Below are 21,207 nucleotides of genomic sequence, written 5' to 3'. Positions count from 1 at the left end.
GGCAACGGTTTAGGGAATGGCACTTTAGCCTTGATACACAATTATTAGAAGAAGAATGTTTGAATATCGTTCCACGTCACGACAACCATTAAAATCATTAATAGCACGATTCCGATAAAATGAACGACCCCTTCTTTTTGACGATCAATGGGTTTACCGCGTACCGCTTCAAAACCGAAGAATAATAAACGTCCACCATCAAGTGCTGGTAATGGTAGTAAATTCATAATCCCAAGGTTAATACTTAACATACCTGCCCAGTACATTAAATTGTAAATGCCGTCTTCAGCAACCTTTTCTGTTGTCTTATAAATACCGACTGGACCTGATAAGGAATCAATAGAGAATTCACCTGTAATTAACTTGCCAAGTAGTTGTCCAATTAATACCGTACCATCATACGTTCGCTGTGCTCCGTACATAACCGCTTTAATTGGATCTTTTTCAAACTGGCTTTGGTACATTACACCTACCTGTCCAAATGTAACACCCTGTTGCTCAACCTTTTTTGGCGTAACCTCAATCATGACATTAGTTCCTTCACGTTCAACACCCAGCGTAAGCTCTTTACCAGGACTTTCTTGAATTGCCTGAGATAGCTCCTGCCATTTTGTAATAGGCACACCATTTATTTCTTTTACTAAATCGCCTGCTTTAAGGCCTGCTAATTGCGCCGGGCCATCATCAATAATTGATGTGATAACTGGCTCATTCGTTGGAATTCCTTGTAGTAAGCCGATAAGTAAGAAAATGAAGAACGCTAAAATAAAGTTAAATAACGGACCTGCAAAAATCGTCATCGCACGTTGACCAACTGTTTTTGAATTAAACTGGCGATCAATTGGTGCAATTAAAGTTTCAGTACCGTTTTCAGTAATTGACGCATTACGTGATACGTTGTAGCGTACAAGCTGATCTTCCTCATCATAGCCTTCTATCCATAACTCTTTTTCTAAATCCGCACGTTCCACTTCTAAAAACACAACGTTTTGATATTGTGTATTTTGGTTTAATACAATTTTTTCAACTACATTATCTTCGTTCGTCACAAGTGCTACACGGTATCCTGGCTGAAGCTCAACAGAATCAAGATCCTCACCTGCCATACGCACATACCCACCAATCGGCAATAGTCGTAGTGTGTAAATCGTTTCACCCTTTGTCATGCCGAAAATTTTCGGTCCCATTCCAATGGCAAACTCACGAACCATTATTCCAGCGCGTTTAGCGAAAATAAAGTGACCGAGCTCATGAAAGAATACGAGCGAGCCAAAAATAACGATAAATGCAATAACTGTTTGCATAATACCCCACCTTCATGAGTAAACATTGTGGCGACCATTCGCCCGTTTACTCAGTTACTTTTTATTTTACCATGCCCACAACCGTTTTTCTTGTTTCACTATCTACATGTAAAATCGTTTCTAAATCAGGTAATAAAATATTATTATGTGCATTCATGACGTTTTCAATTAGCTCCTCAATTTGTAGGAACGTAATTTTTTCCTGTAAAAATAACGCAACTGCCGCTTCGTTCGCTGCATTCATCGCAGTTAACATCGTACCACCAGCACGGCCAGCCTCATAAGCAAGCTTCAATGCATGGAAACGTTCAAAATCAACTTCTTTAAAATGAAGTTGTCCAATTTGGGCTAAATTTAAACGTTGCCCGCCTTGAAGTGGCAAACGATCCGGGTAACTTAGTGCATATTGAATGGGCACACGCATGTCCGGCGTCCCGAGCTGCGCAATGACACTTGTATCATGATACTCCACTAATGAGTGAATAATACTTTCTCTGTGTAAAAGTACGTCAATATTATCATAAGGCATATTAAATAACACATGCGCCTCAATCACTTCTAACCCTTTATTCATCATTGTTGCAGAGTCAATTGTAATCTTTGCGCCCATTGACCAGTTCGGATGATTTAGTGCATCCTTCACTGTTACATTTTTTAATTCCTCACGCGTTTTATCACGGAATGAACCACCTGAAGCAGTTAAAATTAAGCGTTCAATCGTTTTGGGATTTTCACCGTTCATTGATTGGAAAAGTGCCGAATGCTCACTATCTACCGGTAAAATTGGGGCATTATACTTTTTTGCCTCAGCCATTACTAAATGACCTGCTGTAACTAAAGTTTCCTTGTTCGCAATGGCAATTGTTTTGCCCATACGGATTGCTGCGAGTGTAGACTCTAAGCCGACACTCCCTAGTACTGCGTTCACTAACACCGTTGAGTCCGGGTGTGTAGCAACTTCGACTAACCCTTTAGCACCATATGTAAACGATATTTGCGGGTATTCCTTGTGAAGTGCTACCGCTGCTTCTTCTGTTTGCATCGATACAAGCTCTGGCTGCAATTTTTCAATCATCTCACGTGACTTCTCAATGTTTTGACCTGCAGAGAAAGCAACAAGCTTGAAGTCTTCTGGATGTGCAAGTAAAATGTCAAAAGTCTGCCATCCAATGGAGCCTGTTGCACCTAATAAACTAATCTTTTTCACGACTAAATGTCCCCTTTTTAGCCACCAAATAGGTGTAAGAAATGTAATAGTGGTACAACAAATAATAAACTATCAAAGCGGTCCAAAATACCGCCATGTCCAGGCAAAATATTCCCAGAATCTTTCACGCCGTAATGACGCTTTATTGCAGACTCGACTAAATCACCCATTTGCCCAACAATTGAAGCAATAATCGTAATAAAAACTAAAGACACAAAACCATTTGCAAACGGATAAATCAACTGCATTACTAGTGCAAACAATACAGCAATTACAATTCCTCCAACAAAACCTTCTACCGTTTTCTTTGGTGAAATTTCAGGCCAAAGTTTCTTTTTACCAAATTTACGCCCAACAAAGTACGCACCCGAATCCGTCGTCCACACAACTAATAAGCAGTAAACAATAAACTCTAGTCCATGCCCACGCGTTTCAATTAAGTAATGAAAGCCCATACCAACATAAAATGCACCGAGTAGGATAAACCCTATTTCATCGAATGTAATTTTATTTTTCACAAGCACTACATAAATTAATAGCAATGCCATTAAACCGTAAACAATTTCTACCTTTGAGGCATAGCCAATCGTCTGTAGTACTTCTGTAGTCCAGTCATCTGGCATAACTAGCATTAGCAATGTTAGTAAGCCCAGTATTCCCGGTACTGAAGCAAAAGGAATTCCTTTCATTTTTAAAATCTCATAAAAGCCAACGATTGCCATTGCGAAAACTAATAGCGTAAATGGGACATTACCGTATATAACGAATGGAATGAACAATGCCGCTGCTATAATCGCTGTAATAATACGTTGTTTCAATTTGTTTCTTCTCCTTTCAGCCCTCCGTAACGACGGTTTCTGGTTTGATAAACACTAATCGCCTCAACTAAGCATTGCTCGTCAAAGTCCGGCCAATGTATGTCGGTAAACCACAATTCCGTGTACGCTAGCTGCCATAGCATGAAGTTGCTTAAACGCACTTCCCCGCTTGTGCGAATTAATAAATCCGGCTCTGGTAAATGCGAGGTCATGACATACTGATTAACGCACGCTTCATCAATATCATCAATGGCTAATTCCCCTTCCTCTACCTGCTTCATAAGTTGCTGTATCGCCATGACAATTTCAGCTCGACCACCGTAATTCATCGCAAAATTTAATACTAAACCTGTATTATCTTTTGTTGCATTCATTGCATACTTCAAAGCCTTTTGCGTATGTGAGGGTAGTGTTTCCATCACACCAATCATTTCAATGCGAATATTTCGCTCCATCAATTCAGGTAAAAATGAATTAAGAAACTGCTCTGGCAAACGCATTAAAAATTCTACTTCTGATTTAGGTCGCTTCCAATTCTCCGTAGAAAATGCATACAGCGTTAAAACTTTCACCCCTAAATCACAAGCACATCGCGTAATCTTTCGAACGGTCTTCATTCCTTCATGATGACCTGCAATTCTTGGTAGGGCACGTTTCTTCGCCCAACGACCATTTCCGTCCATAATAATTGCAATATGGGAAGGAATTTTATCTTCTTTAACTAAGTCCACACTTTCGTTAATCGTTGTCACCTTACTATTTGTTTTTTTTCTTAAAAGTTTTTTAAACATAGTTAATTCCCCCAACCGCTAGCATAACGGACGTATACTTCCTTATCATATCAAAAATGGCTTTATGTGTCCTATTTTAATTCAAAAACAACTTTTCTTACTATGTATATTTCCATTTTTACCGCATTTAAAAACAGCACATACAAAATATTAATATGAAAGAAAAAGACGCCCTTACTAGCAGGACGTCTTAATCCACATAAAGTTCTACTAAGAAAAGGCATTCTCGCCCTTTTACACCCGACAAGCGCTGGGGACCCGAAGTGAAAGTGTGTTTTCAACTTTCGCCCTTGGGCAGACCGCGGCTTCAAGGGCGTGGCGTGAATGCCTAGACAATACAACAGCTTAATAATTGATCTTACATAGAAACTTGAAATTATACTGATAAAATTTCTTGTTCTTTTGCTTTCGCTACATCGTCTACTTTTACGATAAAGCTATCCGTCAGTTTTTGAATATCTTCACTGAAGCCACGTAGACCATCTTCTGTAATTTCGCCTGCTTTTTCAAGCTTTTTCAGATCATCATTTGCATCACGACGTACATTACGAATCGCAACTTTTGTTTCTTCAGCTTCTTTTTTTACGACTTTAACAAGCTCTTTACGACGCTCTTCTGTTAAAGCAGGAACCATTAAGCGAATAACTGTACCATCATTTGTTGGTGTAATACCAATATCCGATTTCATGATTGCTTTTTCAATGACACCTAAAACGGATTTGTCATAAGGTGCGACTACGAGTAAACGAGCTTCTGGTACAGATACACCTGCAAGTTGGTTAATTGGCGTTGGTGCACCATAATACTCAACTTGAATGCGATCTAATAATGAAGCATTTGCAACGCCGGCACGAATTGATGCTAACTCACGAGAGAAAGCAGCAATCGTTTTGTTCATTTTATCTTGTGCTTGGTCTAGTACTTGTTTAGCCATTATGCATCTCTCCTAACAATTGTCCCAATTTTTTCGCCTAATACGGCACGTTTAATATTACCTGATTCTGTAATAGAGAATACAACTAACGGGATATCATTGTCCATACATAAAGTAGAAGCCGTTGAATCCATTACTTGTAAACCTTGTTGAATAACGTCTAAATATGTTAGAGTATCGTACTTCACAGCTGTAGCGTCTAGCTTAGGGTCTGCAGAATATACACCGTCCACATTATTTTTCGCCATTAATATTGCGTCTGCATCAATTTCAGCAGCACGTAATGCAGCTGTTGTATCAGTAGAGAAGAATGGGTTACCTGTCCCAGCCGCGAAAATAACAACGCGTTTTTTCTCTAGATGACGTACAGCTTTTCGACGAATATATGGTTCAGCAACTTGTGTCATTACGATTGAAGATTGGACGCGTGTTTCGATACCTTGCTTTTCAAGCGCATCTTGCATCGCTAAAGAATTCATAACTGTTGCAAGCATACCCATATAGTCAGCTGAAGCACGATCCATCCCCATCTCACTACCAACTTTGCCGCGCCAAATGTTTCCTCCGCCAACTACTACCGCAACTTCTACACCTAGATCTACTACTTCTTTAACTTGTTCAGCAACAGATTTGATAATTTCAGGTGATAGACCAAATCCCGCTTCCCCTGCTAATGCTTCGCCGCTTAGTTTAATTACTACTCGTTTGTATTGTGGCACACTCATAGTAAACCTCCGTTACTCATTTATTTGAAAGGAAATAGCTACACTTCTATGTAAAATGCTATTTCACCGAGTTCATATTGTTATTTTTCTTGAAAAATAGGGAACACGCAAAAATGTGCTCCCTACTTTACTTCTCGAATCACTTGCGCAATTCAAGGATTATTAGACTAATGATTAGTTACCTTTAACTTGGTTCATTACTTCTTCAGCGAAGTTGTCTTCACGTTTTTCGATACCTTCACCTACAGCATAACGAGTGAAACCAGTTACAGAACCGCCAGTAGATTCTACGAAAGTACGTACTTTTTGATCTGAGTTTTTAACGAAAGTTTGGTCAAGTAAGCAAACATCTTCAAAGAATTTACCAATACGGCCTTCGACCATTTTCGCTACGATGTTTTCTGGTTTGCCTTCGTTTAACGCTTGCTCAGTTAATACTTTGCGTTCATGTTCAACAGCTTCAGCAGAAACTGCATCACGAGATACGTAAGTAGGGTTAATTGCAGCGATATGCATTGCAATATCTTTAGCAGCAGAAGCATCAGTAGAACCTTCAAGAACTACTAATACACTAATACGGCCGCCCATGTGTAGGTAAGCACCGAATGCATCTGCATCCGTTTTTGTTTTAATTTCGAAACGACGTAGAGAGATTTTTTCTCCAATTGTCGCGATTGCAGTAGAAATGTAGTCAGCAACTTTAATGTCACCGATTGTAGTTTCTAAAGCTGCTTCAGCTGATTCTGGTTTAGTTGCAAGTAAGTGAGCAGCTAATTCAGATACTAAAATTTGGAATTTTTCGTTTTTAGCTACAAAGTCCGTTTCAGCATTTACTTCAAGGATGATTGCTTCATTACCTTGTTCTAAAATGAAAGTTGTACCTTCAGCAGCGATACGATCTGATTTTTTAGCAGCTGATGAAAGACCTTTTTCACGTAAGAAGTCGATTGCAGCTTCAATGTTACCGTCAGTTTCTACTAAAGCCTTTTTGCAGTCCATCATACCTGCGCCAGTTTTTTCGCGTAATTCTTTTACTAATTGTGCAGTAATTGCCATTTGAGTTTCCTCCTTAGAATAAGTGGGTACATATTATTTCAAAAGTTATTTATCTTAGACGCAGTATACGAGCGTTTTCCACAAGTCTAAGTTGTTCTCAAAAAAAGGTGATAAGGGGTATCATCCACTTATCACCTTTTTTACTAGTGAATTATTCTGCAGCTTTTTCAGCTGGAGCTTCTTCTTCACCTTGTTTAGCTTCTAATAATGCATCAGCCATTTTAGCAGTTAATAATTTAACAGCACGGATAGCATCATCGTTAGCAGGAATTACATAATCAATTTCATCTGGATCACAGTTAGTATCTACGATACCTACTAGTGGGATGTTTAATTTGATAGCTTCTGCTACAGCGATACGCTCTTTACGAGGGTCAACTACGAACATTACGTCCGGAATTGCTTTCATATCACGGATACCGCCTAAGAATTTAACTAGACGTTCGTGCTCTTTTTTAAGTTGGATTACTTCTTTCTTCGGAAGTACTTCAAAAGTACCATCTTCTTCCATTTTTTCGATTTGCTTCATACGAGCAACACGTTTTTGGATTGTACCGAAGTTTGTTAAAGTACCACCTAACCAACGTTGGTTGATATAGTAGTTACCTGAACGCTCAGCTTCATCTTTAATAGCTTCTTGAGCTTGTTTTTTCGTACCAACAAAAAGAACTTTACCACCATCTTGGCCAACTTGGCGCATGAAGTCGTAAGCTTCTTCTAATTTTTTAACTGTTTTTTGTAAATCGATAATGTAGATACCGTTACGCTCAACGAAGATATACTTCTTCATTTTTGGGTTCCAACGGCGAGTTTGGTGACCGAAATGTACACCAGCTTCAAGTAATTGTTTCATTGAAATTACTGACATGTGTGTTTCCTCCTAAAATGTTTGGTTTTTTTCCTCCGCACTTTTCATCTGCAACAAGCTACCCTAGTAACCTAGAGCACCACTTACTACATCAAAATGCGTGTGTAATGTTTAACACCAATTGATAATATATCATAATGCATTAGGCACTGCAACTATTTTACGCATGAAACTTAATTACTAACTCGATTTCAGTTTTACCTTTTTGTGTTTTCTTTGCAATTTCTTCAATTGTCATGCCTTCGTTAAAATATTGCACAACTTGCTTCTCAAATGAAGGTAACTCTTTTAGACTCGGTGTTTGTATCGGTGGCTCTTGCTCTTGCTCCTTTACAACCGGCTGTATTTGCTTCTTTTGGCGATTATAAGCGTTTGCCGCAATATTTTTCGGGACAAATGTACGTTGTTCAAGAGAAGGTGTCTCCACTGTTGGTATTTGCTCGCTAGTTACGGACGGCCCTCCCAACTCATTACCTAGTTCTACTTGTTGCCAAGAACGGCTTTCTTGTGGCATCTCTGATTGCTTTGGACGCACACTTGAAACTGTTAATTCTTTAATAAGACGGTCATTTTCCTCACGCATTTCTAGTAAATACACACCAATCACATCATCCATTTCACGAATAAGCTTATCTTGGCGCACTTCTAAATCTTTAAATTTTGCTATTTTGCTATTTAATAAAACGATGACGTAAAAACTAATTAGCTGAATAATAAACAGCACCGCTATTGCAATGATTACCATAGTTACTCCTACCCACTAACATCAAACAAATTCCCTTTGAAAGGGTGCTGTGCCTTTATTTCTTCAAGTTCTTTCTTTTTTTTCTTGCGCTGCTCGAGCATCATATCATTGTCTGATGCTCCTTCACGCGCTTCTTCGTCAGAAATTTCATCCATTCCGTCTGACTCATGAACGGACAGCTGTTTACGCTCAATTTCTCTTTTAAGTGCTTCGTTCGCATTTATTTGCTGTTGAATTGTATTTTGCTGATGTTGATCCGCCATTTTACCTGCATCAAATGTTTTTGGAATGGCAATTTGTAATTCCACACCTTTTAAACTCACGAAAAGCCCTCCTTATGTATTGATCATTTCAGACGACAATAACTTCCGTAATTTAAATAATGCTTTAGAGTGAATTTGCGAAATCCTAGATGTTGATAGCTCTAGCATTTCCCCTATTTCCGTCAACGTCATTTCTTCTGTATAAAAGAGACTTAGGACCAGTTGCTCTTTTTCATTTAATTTTTGAATATTTGTTTCTAAATCGCCTAGCAGCTCTGAATGTACTACTTGCTGTTCAGGTGTGCGTGTATGATCATCACGGATAACGAAGGCTTTACCTTCACTTTCTTCTTGGTCCTGCTGTTCATTTATCGATAACACATTCGAAAAGAAATGTTCATGGAAGGTTTGATATACTTCTTCCACTGGCAAGTCCATATGCGTTGCAAGCTCCTCAGGGGTCGCATGTCGCATCAATGTTTGTTCTAAATTTTCAATCTGCGCCTCTAGTTTTTTCGCCTTTTCTCGTGCTGAGCGCGGGAGCCAGTCCTCTTTACGTAGACCATCAATAATTGCGCCACGCACTCGGAAGGAGGCATATGTGTCAAACTTTAAATCTCGGTTAATATCAAACTTATTTAATGCGTCAAATAATCCCATCATCCCTAAACTGACTAAATCGTCACGTGAAACATTTTTGGGAAGTCCAGCACCAATTCGTTGTACGTGATAAGAAACGAGTGGCTTGTATTTTTTGATGAGCATATCCCCGGCCTCTGGATCTCGATCGTCAATCCAACGAATCCAAAGTTTATGTTCATCATTTAGAATCTGTTGTGTCACCCGTATCCACCTCTCTTCGAAGACAAAAGCATACATATTGCTTATTATACCAAAATGTAGCGTAAATTACACTTACACCAAGAGCAAAAAATTGAAAATACAGTGTACTTTTGTACATAAAAAAAGAGCCGATTTCTCGACTCTTTTCTTATTTTGAAACTGCTTCATCTTGACCGTGCAACATCTTTCGTACAACCTGCGCAATTTCTTCTGTACTTTCATCTTGGAACTCCACGGTTGAATGTTTTTCAGGACGACCGAATTGTCCATATTTAGCGGTTTCATCTGTTGAAGAAAAACCTTCACCTTGTGCCTCGTTAAAAGTTACTTGATGAGGTGTATAGAAAATATACCCTAATATATAACGAAACGGATACATCGCAATAAAGACGATAATCGCTGCGATAAATGAACTTACAATGGTAGTAACTGGTAGCGGTAAGTGCTGTTGCAAAGCCCACACAAAGTACACTGAAAATGAAAATAATGCAGCCCATAAATTATATAATAATGAACCATACATCATATTTCACTCACTCCTTGATTCACTGTACGGATGTTTAGTTTACAAGTCGAAGGATTAAATTCAATCGTGCGCCCACTATTACCGCCCGTATCCTCTGCGATCAAAGGGATACCATGTTTGCGAAGTTCCACCTTTACTGCCTCTACATTACGCGGGCCAATTCTCATAGAATCTTTATCTGATGTGAACTTAAACATTTGTGCCCCACCAGCAATTTTTGCCTTTAATTTAAACGCTTGAATACCTTCTAGCTTTAATAAACCCACAAGTGCTGTTATCCCTGTATCTGCGAATTTAGCGACATTAATTGTTTCTGTTCTACCTAAACTTGAATCTGGTAACATGACATGTAATAATCCAGCGACTTTTTTCGATTCATCGTATAACACAACACCGACACACGAACCTAATCCAGATGTTCGAATCGTATTCGGTACCTTTACTACATCCATTTGTGCAATTCCTACCTTAACAACCTCATTCGTATTTGACAAAAGCATTAAAGGCTAACCCCTAGTGCTCTAAAAATGACATCAAATGAATCGGGATCTGGTAACAGGAAGAAATGTCCGCGAACGGTCTCCTCGTCGCCGATATCTTCATCAAAAATGGATGTATTAATTACGATTACATTGTCGCTTACTTGTGATAATTCGATTAAACCGATACTAATAATTGCACCAAACATGTCAACACTCAAACCAGGTACAGTCGGATAAATTTTTAAACCTGTAAAATCAGATAATGCGGATAAATAAGAGCCCGATAATATATTGCCCATTTCCTGCATTGCAGATAGCCCTAACTCGGATACTTGTGGGTGATTAAAATCAAATGACTCGTCACGAATTAAACGTTGAATAAAGAGATTTGCCTGTTTGATTGGTAAAACAAAAAACATACTGCCTTCCACATCACCTTCGATACGTAGAAATATGCCTACTACTATCGTCTCCGATCCACCAGCTAGTTCCATCATGTCATTAAATGAAACCATTTCTACTTTCGGTACACGCATATCGATTTTTTTATCAAGCAAATCAGAAAGAGCCGTTGCTGCATGTGCTGCGCCAATATTGCCAATCTCTTTCAAAACATCTAGATGTAATGAAGTGATTTTTTGATTAAAATTCATATTAGAATCCCTACTTTAGTAGATTCTAGACAAGTATAGATACTACTTATCTAGAAAATTATTCGTTAATCTTATGGATTTAATACTTTGTCTAAATGGAGCAAAATTAATAAACGTTTGCCTAATTTTGCTACCCCAGAAATAAATTCTTCTTCTAAAGACCCTACTACTTCTGGTTGTTGCTCAATAGAAGAAGCTGTGATATCCAATACATCATTTGCAGAATCGACAACAAAGCCTACTTCCATATCTTCTAGTGTAATAATAATAATACGTGTTGTTTCTTCATTGCCTGACACAGGTAAATTAAAGCGTTCACGAAGATCAATAATTGGTGTGACTACTCCGCGAAGGTTAATTACACCTTTCACATAGCTCTCAGTTTTTGGGACACGCGTAATGTGCATTAACTTTTCAATTCCTTGTACATGTGATACAGGAATTGCATATTCTTTATCCGCTAATTGAAAAACAATTACTTTAATAAACTCTTGCTCAACCGCATTCGTCATCATTTTCACCTCTTCATCCTATTTACTTCAAAAGTGCGTTACAGTCTACGATTAACGCTACTTTACCGTTACCTAAAATCGTTGCACCTGAAATCGCGAAAATGTTTGTTAAGTAGTTACCTAACGATTTTAATACGATTTCTTGCTGACCAATGAATGAATCTACAACTAATCCAGCAAGTTTCTCACCTTTACGTACGATAACTACCGAATGGAATCCATCATCTTTTGCATCTTGACGAGGTACTTCAAAGATTTCTTCAAGGAATACTAGTGGTACTACCTTGCCACGGAAATCAATTACCTTTTGATTATGTGCATTCATAATGTCCGAATTACGGATAATTGATGTTTCAATAATAGATGATAAAGGAATAGCGTAAATCTCTTTTTCAATTTCAACTAACATTACTGAAATAATTGATAATGTTAATGGTAATTGGATCGAGAATACAGATCCTACATTTTGTGTTGACTCAATTGAAATATTACCGCCAAGTGATTCAATTGTTGTTTTTACAACATCTAAGCCAACTCCGCGACCTGATACATCAGAAATAACATCTGCAGTAGAGAAGCCTGATGCTAAAATCAGCTCATTAATTTGTCTATCCGTCATTGAGTTTGCTACTTCTTGCGAAACAACCCCTTTAGAAAGGGCTTTTGCAAGTACTTTCTCACGGTCAATGCCCGCACCATCATCTTCAATTTCGATGAATACGTAGTTTCCGCTATGGTAAGCGCGAAGTTCAACTGTCCCTTCTTCTGGCTTGCCTTTCCCGCGACGTACTTCTGGGCTTTCAATGCCGTGGTCAACTGAGTTACGAATTAAGTGAACAAGTGGATCCCCAATTTCATCGATAACAGTTCGGTCAAGCTCTGTTTCTGCACCGATCACTTCTAGCGTAATTTTTTTGTTCAAATCACGTGATAATTGACGAACCATTTTCGGGAAGCGGTTAAATACTGTTTCCACTGGTACCATGCGCATTGTTAACACGATATTTTGTAGGTCGCCCATAACGCGGCTCATGCGCTCAACTGTTTCGTTTAACTCACCGTGATTTACTTCTGTCGCGATTGATTGTAATCGACCACGGTCAATAACAAGCTCTTCAAACAGATTCATTAATATATCTAAACGTTCGATATTTACACGGATTGTTTTACTTGTTGCATGTGATTGTGTTTTTGAACCATTTGATTTTTGGACAGTTGGTGTAACTACCGCTTGCTCTAAAACGGCAGGCGCTGTTTCTTGTTGTACAGCTTCAACTACTACTTGCCCTGATGTGTCAGTAGTTGAAGATTGCGTAAATACCGAATTATTAATTTTTTTTACTTCCACTTGGTCTACTTCCGAAACTTTCATAAGCATCTTCTGTAAATCTTCTGCATTTTCTTTGGAAATGTAGGCAACATAAAACTGGCTATCAAACTGCTCTTCTTCTAGCTTGTCTACTGTTGGCGACGATTTAATAACGTCACCATTTTTCTCTAAAATCTCAAATACCATAAATACGCGCGCTGCTTTTAGTAAACAGTCCTCGCGTAATGCTATAGCAATTTCATACGCAAAATAATCTTGCTCTGAAGATTGAAGTAAAACTGTTTTCTCAAAATCGTCATACGTTAATTTATAATCTATAGGAGTAATGTTTGTTGCAGCTACTTCCACTGCCGCTGTCCTTACTGATGCAGCAGCTGTGTCACCAGATTCGATGCGTTTTAACTGTTCAACCGTTGACTGTACATTACGCTTACCGTCGCCGCCATCTGCAATATTAAAAACCATCGCTTCTAAGTGATCTACTGACTCAAATACAACATCTAAAATTTCTGGTGTTACTTTAATTTTTTCATTCCGAATGGCATCTAAAACGTTTTCCATTTTATGTGTTAAATCAGCTAAATCTTCGAAGCCCATCGTTGCAGACATACCTTTAAGTGTATGTGCCGAGCGGAAAATTTCATTCACGATTGCTAAATCTTGTGGATTTTTCTCTAATTCTAATAAGTGTTGGCTACAAGCTTGTAAATGCTCTTTACTTTCTTCGATGAACATTTCTAAATATTGATTTAGTTCCATAAGAGGGCACCCCTTTTAAGGCATATATTTCATTATAGTTTGTGCAATGTCGTCTACATCTGCCACTTCATCAACAAGCTGCGTTTCCACGGCAGCTTTTGGCATCCCATATACAATACATGTATCGGCTGACTCTGCAATTGCAATAACATTTCCTGATTGTTTTAATGCTTTTAAACCTTTTGAGCCATCATAGCCCATACCTGTCATAATGACGGCTATTTTGTCTAACTCTGGATACTTGCTAACATCCTCAAACATTACATCAACAGATGGGCGATGACCGGAACGAGGTGGCTCAGTTTGGTCAAGTAGAATCCCGTATGTTGACCCTACCTTACGCAATTTCATATGAAATCCACCTGGTGCAATATAGGCTGTACCATTTTGTAATAGATCGCCCTGCTCTGCTTCCTTTACACGAATCTGACTCAGCTGATCCAGTCGAAGTGCTAAAGATTTGGTAAATCCCGCTGGCATATGCTGGACAATCAAAATCGGCGCTTTAATAGTTTTAGGTATTTTTGTAATTACTTCTTGTAGTGCACGAGGGCCACCCGTTGAAGTACCAATTAATACAATTTTTTTAGATGTTTTATTCCAGTCAACCTTTTTTAGAAGAGACATAGAAATTGGTTGTTGCACTTTTGAAAAAGTATTTGTCTTCATTATTTTGGGTTGTTTATTAGGTATTACGCTTTCTATAGCTGAAGTTTTCGAAGCGAATGGCTTTATTAACTTCGCAACTGAAATATGCGCTGCCTGCTCTACTTTATGAATAAGCTCATCTTTAATTTTGTGTAAATCAAGGGAAATTGTTCCACTTGTTTTGGCAACAAAATCGACCGCCCCATACTCCATCGCAGTTAACGTATTGTCTGTACCGCGCTGGGTTGTACTTGAAAGCATGACAACCGGAACCGGGCAAATTCCCATTATTTCTTTTAAAGCATCCAAACCGTTCATTTCTGGCATTTCGACATCCATCGTAACAACACTTGGTTGTAGCTGTTGAATTTTTTGGATGGCATCTTTACCATTGCGAGCCGTACCGACAACCTCTACGTTAGGATGATCAACAAAAAAGTCACTAATTAGCTTTCTCATAAAAGCAGAGTCATCAACAACCACTAGCTTGCTTTTGTTCGAGAAGTCCAATTAATCACGCCCTTTCGAAAAAATACTTTTTAACCTAGATAAAAATTTGTTAGATTCTATAGGTGCATGTACCTCTTCCGTTTGATGATGGATGAAGCGCCCTACAATTTGTTTCAACGTTTTTGAAATCGGTGCATCTGGATACATGATGGCAAAGGGCACTTGTGATTTAACCGCTTTTCGCACGACAGGATCTTCTGGTAAGGAGCCTAAAATGACCACTTCCTTCGATAGGAAACGTTCCATAACAGATTTTAAACGGTTTAGGGTTTCTTGACCTTCTTCTCTTGTAAATGCACGATTACAAAGTAGGTAAAATGTTTTATGATTGTCCTTTAGGTGAATGTATTTCATCATTGAATACGCATCCATAATTGACGTTGGCTCTGCAGTCGAAATAACAATAATTTCGTCGACGGATGTTAGTAAATCTAATGACCAATTTGTCGCACCAGCACCCATATCGAATAAAATATAATCAAATGACTTTTGGAGCTGTTCGAAAGCTTGAATTAATCGGTCAAACATGTCACCCGACCATTCCATTAGCTCAGACATACCAGAGCCACCTGAAATATATTTTAAGCCATTAGGACCCTCAAACATAACCTCTTCTATTGTCAAATCACCTTCAAGGTAATCTTTCAAACTATATTGTACACTTTTTCCAATTAATATATGAATATTTCCCATTCCAATATCCATATCGACAATGACGACTTTCTTACCTTCTTGTGCTAGTAGCGTTGCAAAATTTGTAGAAAAGTTGCTTTTCCCCACGCCACCTTTGCCACTAACTACGGCTATTGATCTGCCTAAAGCGCCTTGACTTTCGAGCATTTTCATTCTTAATTTTTCAGCTTGGTCTCTCATTTAACTTCTCCTTGAAAGAACAATTCAAATAAACTTTCTAGATTTGGCTGCTCTATATCTTCTGGTACTTCTTGACCATTTGTATAGTAGGCAAGTCCTTTATTATATTTAATCATTAAATTAAACATAGTGCCAATAGAATTTGTCTCATCTAGTTTCGTAAATATGAACTTTTCAATTGGAACTTGTTCAAACTGGTCAATGATTGTATCTAAATCTTTTTCCTTTGCAGTTAACGATAGCACCAAATACGACTCTGCTTCTTCATTAAAATTAATTAATTTCTGTAATTCGTCGACATACTTTGCTTCTTTATAATTACGACCGGCTGTATCAATAAAAATTAAATCTAAATGCGCTAACTTTTCAATGGCCGATTTATAATCGGATGCATTATACACAATTTCAACAGGTGCCTGTAGTAATCCCGCATACGTCTTAAGTTGCTCAATCGCTGCAATTCGATATGTATCCGTCGTAATAAAGCCTATTTTTTTCTTCTTTTCTAATACAGAGCGGGCGGCCATCTTCGCAATCGTCGTCGTTTTGCCCACCCCTGTCGGACCTAGTACATTAATATATTTTTTTTCGTAAGACAATCCTGTAATTGGTAGATTTTCCATACGAGCAGCTAAGTACTTTTGAGCGACAATCCGCATATCTTCAAATTGCAGTTTCGCCTCATTATTTTTAAAATGCACAAAAAGCTCATCACTAATTGCTGTGATAAGCTCCTCTCCAAGTTCTTGTTGTTTTAAAAAATCGACAAAGGGTAAGAGTTCATCAGGATAATGTGATTGTGTCGACATACGCTGCATAGATTGCATGATTGATTTTAAATCCGCAATTTCTTTTTTCAAATCGGATGTTAGCATAGAACCGTCTTGTTCGCGGCCTGACACCATTTCTACTTGTTGCTGCACAATTGGCGGTTGCACTGGCATAGGAATCGGTTGAATGTCTGAAAACGACGAGAAAGACCGCTTTTTTTCAGCACGATCAATCCCCGCTACAACCTCAAAGGTTTTATGCTTAATAAATCCAAAAAGCTTTTTCGTCACTACCACTTTCGAATTTAAAATGACCGCATCGTCGCCAAGATCTGCACGAATTAATTTCATAGCTTCTGCAATCGAAGGTGCATTATACTTCTTCATTTTCATTCAACATTCACCACCCCAACACTTTGAATTTCTACGGCCGCGTCCAACTCATTGTAAGATAATATTGGAATTTGAGGGAAATAACGCTCCGTTAACTGTCTTATATACATGCGTACACCTGGAGAGCATAAAATAAGTGGTGATTGTTCTGTAAAAGATACACGTTCCACTTCTTTTGCAATTGCCTCTAGTACAAATTGTGATTCTTGTGGATCCATCGCTAAATAATTTCCATGATCCGTTTGTTGAATACTGTCTGAAACAAGCTTTTCTACTTTCCCCGATACTGTAATAACCTTTAGCGATGGCTGACCATTCACAAACTGAGATGTAATTTGACGCGCCAGTGCTTGTCTTACATACTCTGTTAAAATATCGGTATCGCTCGTTAACTTTGCATAATCCGCTAATGTTTCAAATATAATCGGTAAGTTTCTTATTGATACATTTTCACGTAGCAACCTTGCCAATACTTTTTGTACTTCACCGATTGATAATGGGTTTGGCGTTAATTCGTCTACTAAAATCGGATATGTTTCGCGTAAATGATCGAGTAATTGTTTCGTTTCTTGACGACCGAGTAACTCGTGCGCATTTGCTCGAATCATTTCTGTTAAATGTGTTGATACGACACTAGGTGGGTCCACAACTGTATAACCGAGAATTTCGGCATCTTCTTTCACTTGCTCTGAAATCCATTTTGCAGGAAGTCCGAATGATGGCTCAATTGTATCAATCCCATCAATTGAATTATCGTCTCCTGGACTCATTGCTAAATAGTGATCGAGTAAAAGCTCCCCTTTTGCCAGTTCATTACCTTTAATTTTAATACGATATTCATTCGGCTGAAGCTGAATATTATCGCGAATACGCACAACTGGTATAACAATCCCAAGTTCAAGAGCTAGCTGTCTGCGAATCATAACAACGCGGTCAAGTAAATCTCCACCCTGTCCTGCATCCACTAATGGAATTAAGCCATAGCCAAACTCAAATTCAATTGGATCTACATTTAATAAATTTACAACATTTTCTGGACTCTTCATCGTATCGGATGCAACTTCTTCTTCAAACTCCAATAACTCTTCTGGTGTTTCCTCTTTTTTATGATCCATCAGGTAGGCACCGATTATCAGAGCTGCTGAAATTGGAATTGTAATCCAAAAAGGAATTGGTGTGAATAAACCAAGTAAGAAAATCGTACCCCCAGCAACATAAAGCAGTTTAGACTGAGCAAATAATTGCTTTGTAATATCCGCACCTAAATTACCTTCAGAAGTGGCACGAGTAACAACGATACCAGTGGCAGTTGACATTAATAATGCGGGAATTTGCGAAACTAGCCCATCCCCGACTGTTAGAATTGAGAATCTCATCGCTGCATCACCAAACGAAAGCCCTTGCTGTGCCATACCGATAATCATACCGAAAAGTAAGTTAATCCCAACCATGATAATTGAGGCGATGGCATCCCCTTTAACAAATTTCGTTGCCCCGTCCATCGCTCCATAGAAGTCTGCTTCACCAGATACTTTATTACGACGTTCACGAGCTTCTTTTTCCGAAATGACCCCAGCATTTAAATCCGCATCGATACTCATTTGTTTACCAGGCATGGCATCTAATGTGAAACGTGCGGCAACTTCAGCAACACGCTCCGCACCTTTCGTTATTACGATGAACTGAATAATAACTAAAAGCAAGAAAATTACTAAACCAACTAAAATGTTACCACCTGTTACGAAGTTACCGAAAGTTTCTACTACATCACCGGCATGCCCGTAGGCTAAAATAGCACGAGTAGTCGATACACTTAAGCCTAGACGGAATAGTGTTAGTAGTAAAATAACGGTTGGAAAGATTGAGAATTCTAACGCTTCTTTCATATTCATAGCCGTTAATAGAACTAATAATGCTAATGTCATATTAATAATAATTAAAAAGCTTAATAGCCATGTAGGTAGAGGGATAATGAGCATCGCTACGATCATAATTACCGCAGCTAAAACCCCTATATCGCGTATTTGCATTGTTGTCCCTCCTGCTTCGTGCGTTAAATTTTACGTTTAATTCTGTATACATACGCAAGAATTTCTGCTACCGCTTTGAAAAATTCTTCAGGTACTGTTTCACCAATTTCAACTTGGTCATACATGGCGCGCGCTAATGGGCGATTTTCCACCAAGATGATGTCGTTTTCTTTTGCAATTAATTTAATCTTTTGTGCAATAAAGTCCGTCCCCTTTGCTACAACTCTTGGTGCATCCATACTATTTTCATCGTATTTAAGCGCAATCGCATAGTGGGTCGGGTTCGTAATAACTACATCCGCTGACGGAACTTCCTGCATCATACGGCGCATCGCCATTTCTCGTTGCCGTTGTTTTATTTTCGACTTGATTAATGGGTCACCTTCCGAATTTTTATGTTCATCTTTAAGGTCCTGCTTCGACATTTTCAACTGCTTTTCGAATTCGAATTTTTCATACATATAGTCGAGTAATGCGATAACTAGAAGCATTAGTGAAGCAGCGATCCCCATAATGCCAGATAAATAGGCGACCGTCGTCAATGATTCCCACGGACTATGAAGTGCAAGCGACAACACATCTTCTAAATTCATCCAAATAACCGCTGTCGTAACGGTACCGAGAAAGGCTACTTTTAATAATGATTTTATTAAATTAATAATGGCTCTCACGGAGATTATTTTTTTAACCCCTTTAATAGGGTCCATTTTTTTTAAATCAAATTTTAATGTTTCAGTTGTGAATAATAGGCCAAACTGCAAATAGTTCGCTCCAATACCTGCAACAACAGCAACAACCATAATTGGCAGTACAATCCTCCCCATCTCTTTAAGGGTTTCACTATACATTTCCATTACGGTTTCAGCAGTTAAGGTTTCTATTAATATATTTTTCTGAAAGGCTTGCAAGAGGAATCCAAAAATCCCATTTAGCATAATTGGCCCCGCGAAAAATAAAAAAACAAACATAAGTAATAGTAAAATTGCAGCAGTAACGTCTTGGCTTTTTAATACTTGCCCTTTTTTCCGTGCATCGCCTCTTTTTTTAGGAGTCGCTTTTTCCGTCTTTTCACCCGCAAAAAACTGGATGTCGAGTGTTAATAATAGTTTCATTTACGCACCACCTAAAATGATCATCAAATTGCGCATTGCAAGAATCATCATTTCAATTAAACTTTGCATAACTTTAACCATTAGGCCCATTGTAATAAATAAAACGAGGAACCCTACAGCAATTTTAATAGGAAAACCAATGACAAAAATATTCATTTGTGGCACCGTCTTTCCTGTAATCCCTAAGGCAAGCGTAACTAAAAATAACGTTGCAATTATTGGAGCTGACATTTGAAATGCGATTGCAAATACTGCGACAAATAATTTCATCATAAATTCAACCGTATTTTGATCCCCGAAATTCGGGAAGACTTGATCAATTGGTATAAATTGATAGCTATAAAAAATGCCATCTAAAATCAAATGATGTCCATTAATTGCCAGTAGCACAAGTAGGACTAAGAAATTGAAAAATTGACCCATTAAAGGCGTTTGGGCACCTGTTTGTGGATCGATAATATTAGCCATCGCAAAGCCCATCTGGAAGTCGATAAAGCCCCCAGCAATTTGTACGGCTGACATTACCATCATCGCAGTTAAACCAATCGTTAATCCTGTTATGGCTTCTTTTAAAATAAGTAATATGTAATTACCGTCAAACGCAAAGGCCTCGACATTAAACGTATAGTACATCATCCAAGATAGTACAAACGCTAAGGCAATTCGCATTTGTGGTGGTATGGTACGATAAGAAAAAAGAGGGACTGATACAAAAAATGCAGAAACCCGTACGAAAATTAATAATAGAATCGATATATTGGGTATTAGTTCATTCATGTACTCACCCAATATATCGAACTAAATTATTTAATATATCGTGAAAATAACTCGTCATCATCGAAATCATAAATGGGCCAAAAAATACTAATCCGACAAGGACTGCAACGATTTTTGGAACGAATGCAAGCGTTTGTTCCTGGATAGACGTTGTCGCCTGAAATATACTTACGGCTAATCCTACTCCCAGTGCAATTAATAATAACGGTCCTGAAACGATAAGAATGTTATAAATCGCGGTTTCTGCAATTGAAATGACCATTTCCTGTGTCATACTG

23 protein-coding genes are annotated in these 21,207 nt (G+C 38.3%); all 23 read right to left on the bottom strand.

All coding sequences use genetic code 11. The annotated features are described in order from the left end of the window. Positions 1-44 precede the first annotated feature (44 nt). Positions 45-1,304, bottom strand: coding sequence for an RIP metalloprotease RseP (gene rseP / locus MHH87_RS04915; protein WP_340748212.1), 1,260 nt, complete (start codon positions 1,302-1,304; stop codon positions 45-47). A gap of 61 nt (positions 1,305-1,365) precedes the next feature. After that, the gene (dxr, locus tag MHH87_RS04910) at positions 1,366-2,511 is read right to left on the bottom strand and encodes a 1-deoxy-D-xylulose-5-phosphate reductoisomerase (protein ID WP_340748211.1); all 1,146 of its coding nucleotides are present in this window, start codon (positions 2,509-2,511) and stop codon (positions 1,366-1,368) included. 17 nt (positions 2,512-2,528) lie between these two features. Then, positions 2,529-3,329 carry a phosphatidate cytidylyltransferase gene (locus tag MHH87_RS04905; RefSeq protein WP_340748210.1) on the bottom strand — a complete coding sequence of 267 codons (801 nt, stop codon included), beginning with the start codon at positions 3,327-3,329 and terminating at the stop codon, positions 2,529-2,531. Further along, positions 3,326-4,120: an isoprenyl transferase gene (locus MHH87_RS04900; protein ID WP_340748209.1), complete on the bottom strand. Its 795-nt coding sequence runs from the start codon at positions 4,118-4,120 to the stop codon at positions 3,326-3,328. The genes MHH87_RS04905 and MHH87_RS04900 overlap by 4 nt, the downstream gene beginning before the upstream one ends. Before the next feature lie 376 nt (positions 4,121-4,496). Next, positions 4,497-5,054, bottom strand: coding sequence for a ribosome recycling factor (gene frr / locus MHH87_RS04895; protein WP_340748208.1), 558 nt, complete (start codon positions 5,052-5,054; stop codon positions 4,497-4,499). Further along, positions 5,054-5,779, bottom strand: a complete 726-nt coding sequence (gene pyrH / locus MHH87_RS04890; RefSeq protein WP_340748207.1) for a UMP kinase — start codon at positions 5,777-5,779, stop codon at positions 5,054-5,056. Before pyrH ends, frr begins: the two co-directional genes overlap by 1 nt. A 174-nt stretch (positions 5,780-5,953) precedes the next feature. Then, positions 5,954-6,835 carry a translation elongation factor Ts gene (tsf, locus tag MHH87_RS04885; protein ID WP_340748206.1) on the bottom strand — a complete coding sequence of 294 codons (882 nt, stop codon included), beginning with the start codon at positions 6,833-6,835 and terminating at the stop codon, positions 5,954-5,956. A 151-nt stretch (positions 6,836-6,986) separates the two neighbouring features. After that, positions 6,987-7,703, bottom strand: a complete 717-nt coding sequence (gene rpsB / locus MHH87_RS04880) for a 30S ribosomal protein S2 (protein WP_340748205.1) — start codon at positions 7,701-7,703, stop codon at positions 6,987-6,989. A gap of 160 nt (positions 7,704-7,863) precedes the next feature. Next, positions 7,864-8,448 carry a hypothetical protein gene (locus MHH87_RS04875; RefSeq protein WP_340748204.1) on the bottom strand — a complete coding sequence of 195 codons (585 nt, stop codon included), beginning with the start codon at positions 8,446-8,448 and terminating at the stop codon, positions 7,864-7,866. An 8-nt stretch (positions 8,449-8,456) separates the two neighbouring features. Next, the gene (locus MHH87_RS04870) at positions 8,457-8,771 is read right to left on the bottom strand and encodes an RNA polymerase subunit sigma (protein WP_340748203.1); all 315 of its coding nucleotides are present in this window, start codon (positions 8,769-8,771) and stop codon (positions 8,457-8,459) included. 12 nt (positions 8,772-8,783) lie between these two features. After that, complete coding sequence (locus tag MHH87_RS04865; protein WP_340748202.1) at positions 8,784-9,554, bottom strand: FliA/WhiG family RNA polymerase sigma factor; 771 nt, start codon at positions 9,552-9,554, stop codon at positions 8,784-8,786. A 148-nt stretch (positions 9,555-9,702) separates the two neighbouring features. Next, positions 9,703-10,080 (bottom strand): multidrug transporter, encoded by a 378-nt coding sequence (locus MHH87_RS04860; RefSeq protein WP_340748201.1) that lies wholly within the window; start codon positions 10,078-10,080, stop codon positions 9,703-9,705. Continuing rightward, on the bottom strand, positions 10,077-10,580 hold the full coding sequence (locus MHH87_RS04855; protein WP_340748200.1) for a chemotaxis protein CheD: 504 nt from the start codon (positions 10,578-10,580) through the stop codon (positions 10,077-10,079). Before MHH87_RS04855 ends, MHH87_RS04860 begins: the two co-directional genes overlap by 4 nt. Next, positions 10,580-11,215, bottom strand: a complete 636-nt coding sequence (locus tag MHH87_RS04850) for a chemotaxis protein CheC (RefSeq protein WP_340748199.1) — start codon at positions 11,213-11,215, stop codon at positions 10,580-10,582. Before MHH87_RS04850 ends, MHH87_RS04855 begins: the two co-directional genes overlap by 1 nt. A 71-nt stretch (positions 11,216-11,286) precedes the next feature. Next, positions 11,287-11,727 carry a chemotaxis protein CheW gene (locus MHH87_RS04845; protein WP_340748198.1) on the bottom strand — a complete coding sequence of 147 codons (441 nt, stop codon included), beginning with the start codon at positions 11,725-11,727 and terminating at the stop codon, positions 11,287-11,289. Between the two features lie 22 nt (positions 11,728-11,749). Then, a complete protein-coding gene (locus MHH87_RS04840; RefSeq protein ID WP_340748197.1) occupies positions 11,750-13,816 on the bottom strand; it encodes a chemotaxis protein CheA in 2,067 nt (688 codons plus the stop codon). 15 nt (positions 13,817-13,831) lie between these two features. Continuing rightward, complete coding sequence (locus MHH87_RS04835) at positions 13,832-14,974, bottom strand: protein-glutamate methylesterase/protein-glutamine glutaminase (RefSeq protein ID WP_340748196.1); 1,143 nt, start codon at positions 14,972-14,974, stop codon at positions 13,832-13,834. Continuing rightward, entirely contained in the window at positions 14,975-15,847 is an 873-nt protein-coding gene (locus MHH87_RS04830; RefSeq protein WP_340748195.1) for a MinD/ParA family protein, read from the bottom strand. Further along, positions 15,844-17,010 carry a flagellar biosynthesis protein FlhF gene (flhF, locus tag MHH87_RS04825; RefSeq protein ID WP_340748194.1) on the bottom strand — a complete coding sequence of 389 codons (1,167 nt, stop codon included), beginning with the start codon at positions 17,008-17,010 and terminating at the stop codon, positions 15,844-15,846. Before flhF ends, MHH87_RS04830 begins: the two co-directional genes overlap by 4 nt. Next, the gene (gene flhA / locus MHH87_RS04820) at positions 17,007-19,040 is read right to left on the bottom strand and encodes a flagellar biosynthesis protein FlhA (protein ID WP_340748193.1); all 2,034 of its coding nucleotides are present in this window, start codon (positions 19,038-19,040) and stop codon (positions 17,007-17,009) included. The genes flhF and flhA overlap by 4 nt, the downstream gene beginning before the upstream one ends. A 23-nt stretch (positions 19,041-19,063) precedes the next feature. After that, positions 19,064-20,152: a flagellar biosynthesis protein FlhB gene (flhB, locus tag MHH87_RS04815; protein WP_340748192.1), complete on the bottom strand. Its 1,089-nt coding sequence runs from the start codon at positions 20,150-20,152 to the stop codon at positions 19,064-19,066. After that, on the bottom strand, positions 20,153-20,929 hold the full coding sequence (fliR, locus tag MHH87_RS04810) for a flagellar biosynthetic protein FliR (RefSeq protein ID WP_340748191.1): 777 nt from the start codon (positions 20,927-20,929) through the stop codon (positions 20,153-20,155). Positions 20,930-20,933: 4 nt separating this feature from the next. Next, positions 20,934-21,203, bottom strand: a complete 270-nt coding sequence (fliQ, locus tag MHH87_RS04805) for a flagellar biosynthesis protein FliQ (protein WP_340748190.1) — start codon at positions 21,201-21,203, stop codon at positions 20,934-20,936. Positions 21,204-21,207: the final 4 nt, after the last annotated feature.

Source organism: Solibacillus sp. FSL H8-0538 (assembly GCF_038003525.1).
GTDB lineage: Bacteria > Bacillota > Bacilli > Bacillales_A > Planococcaceae > JBBOPI01.
This window is presented reverse-complemented; position numbering and strand designations above follow the sequence as displayed.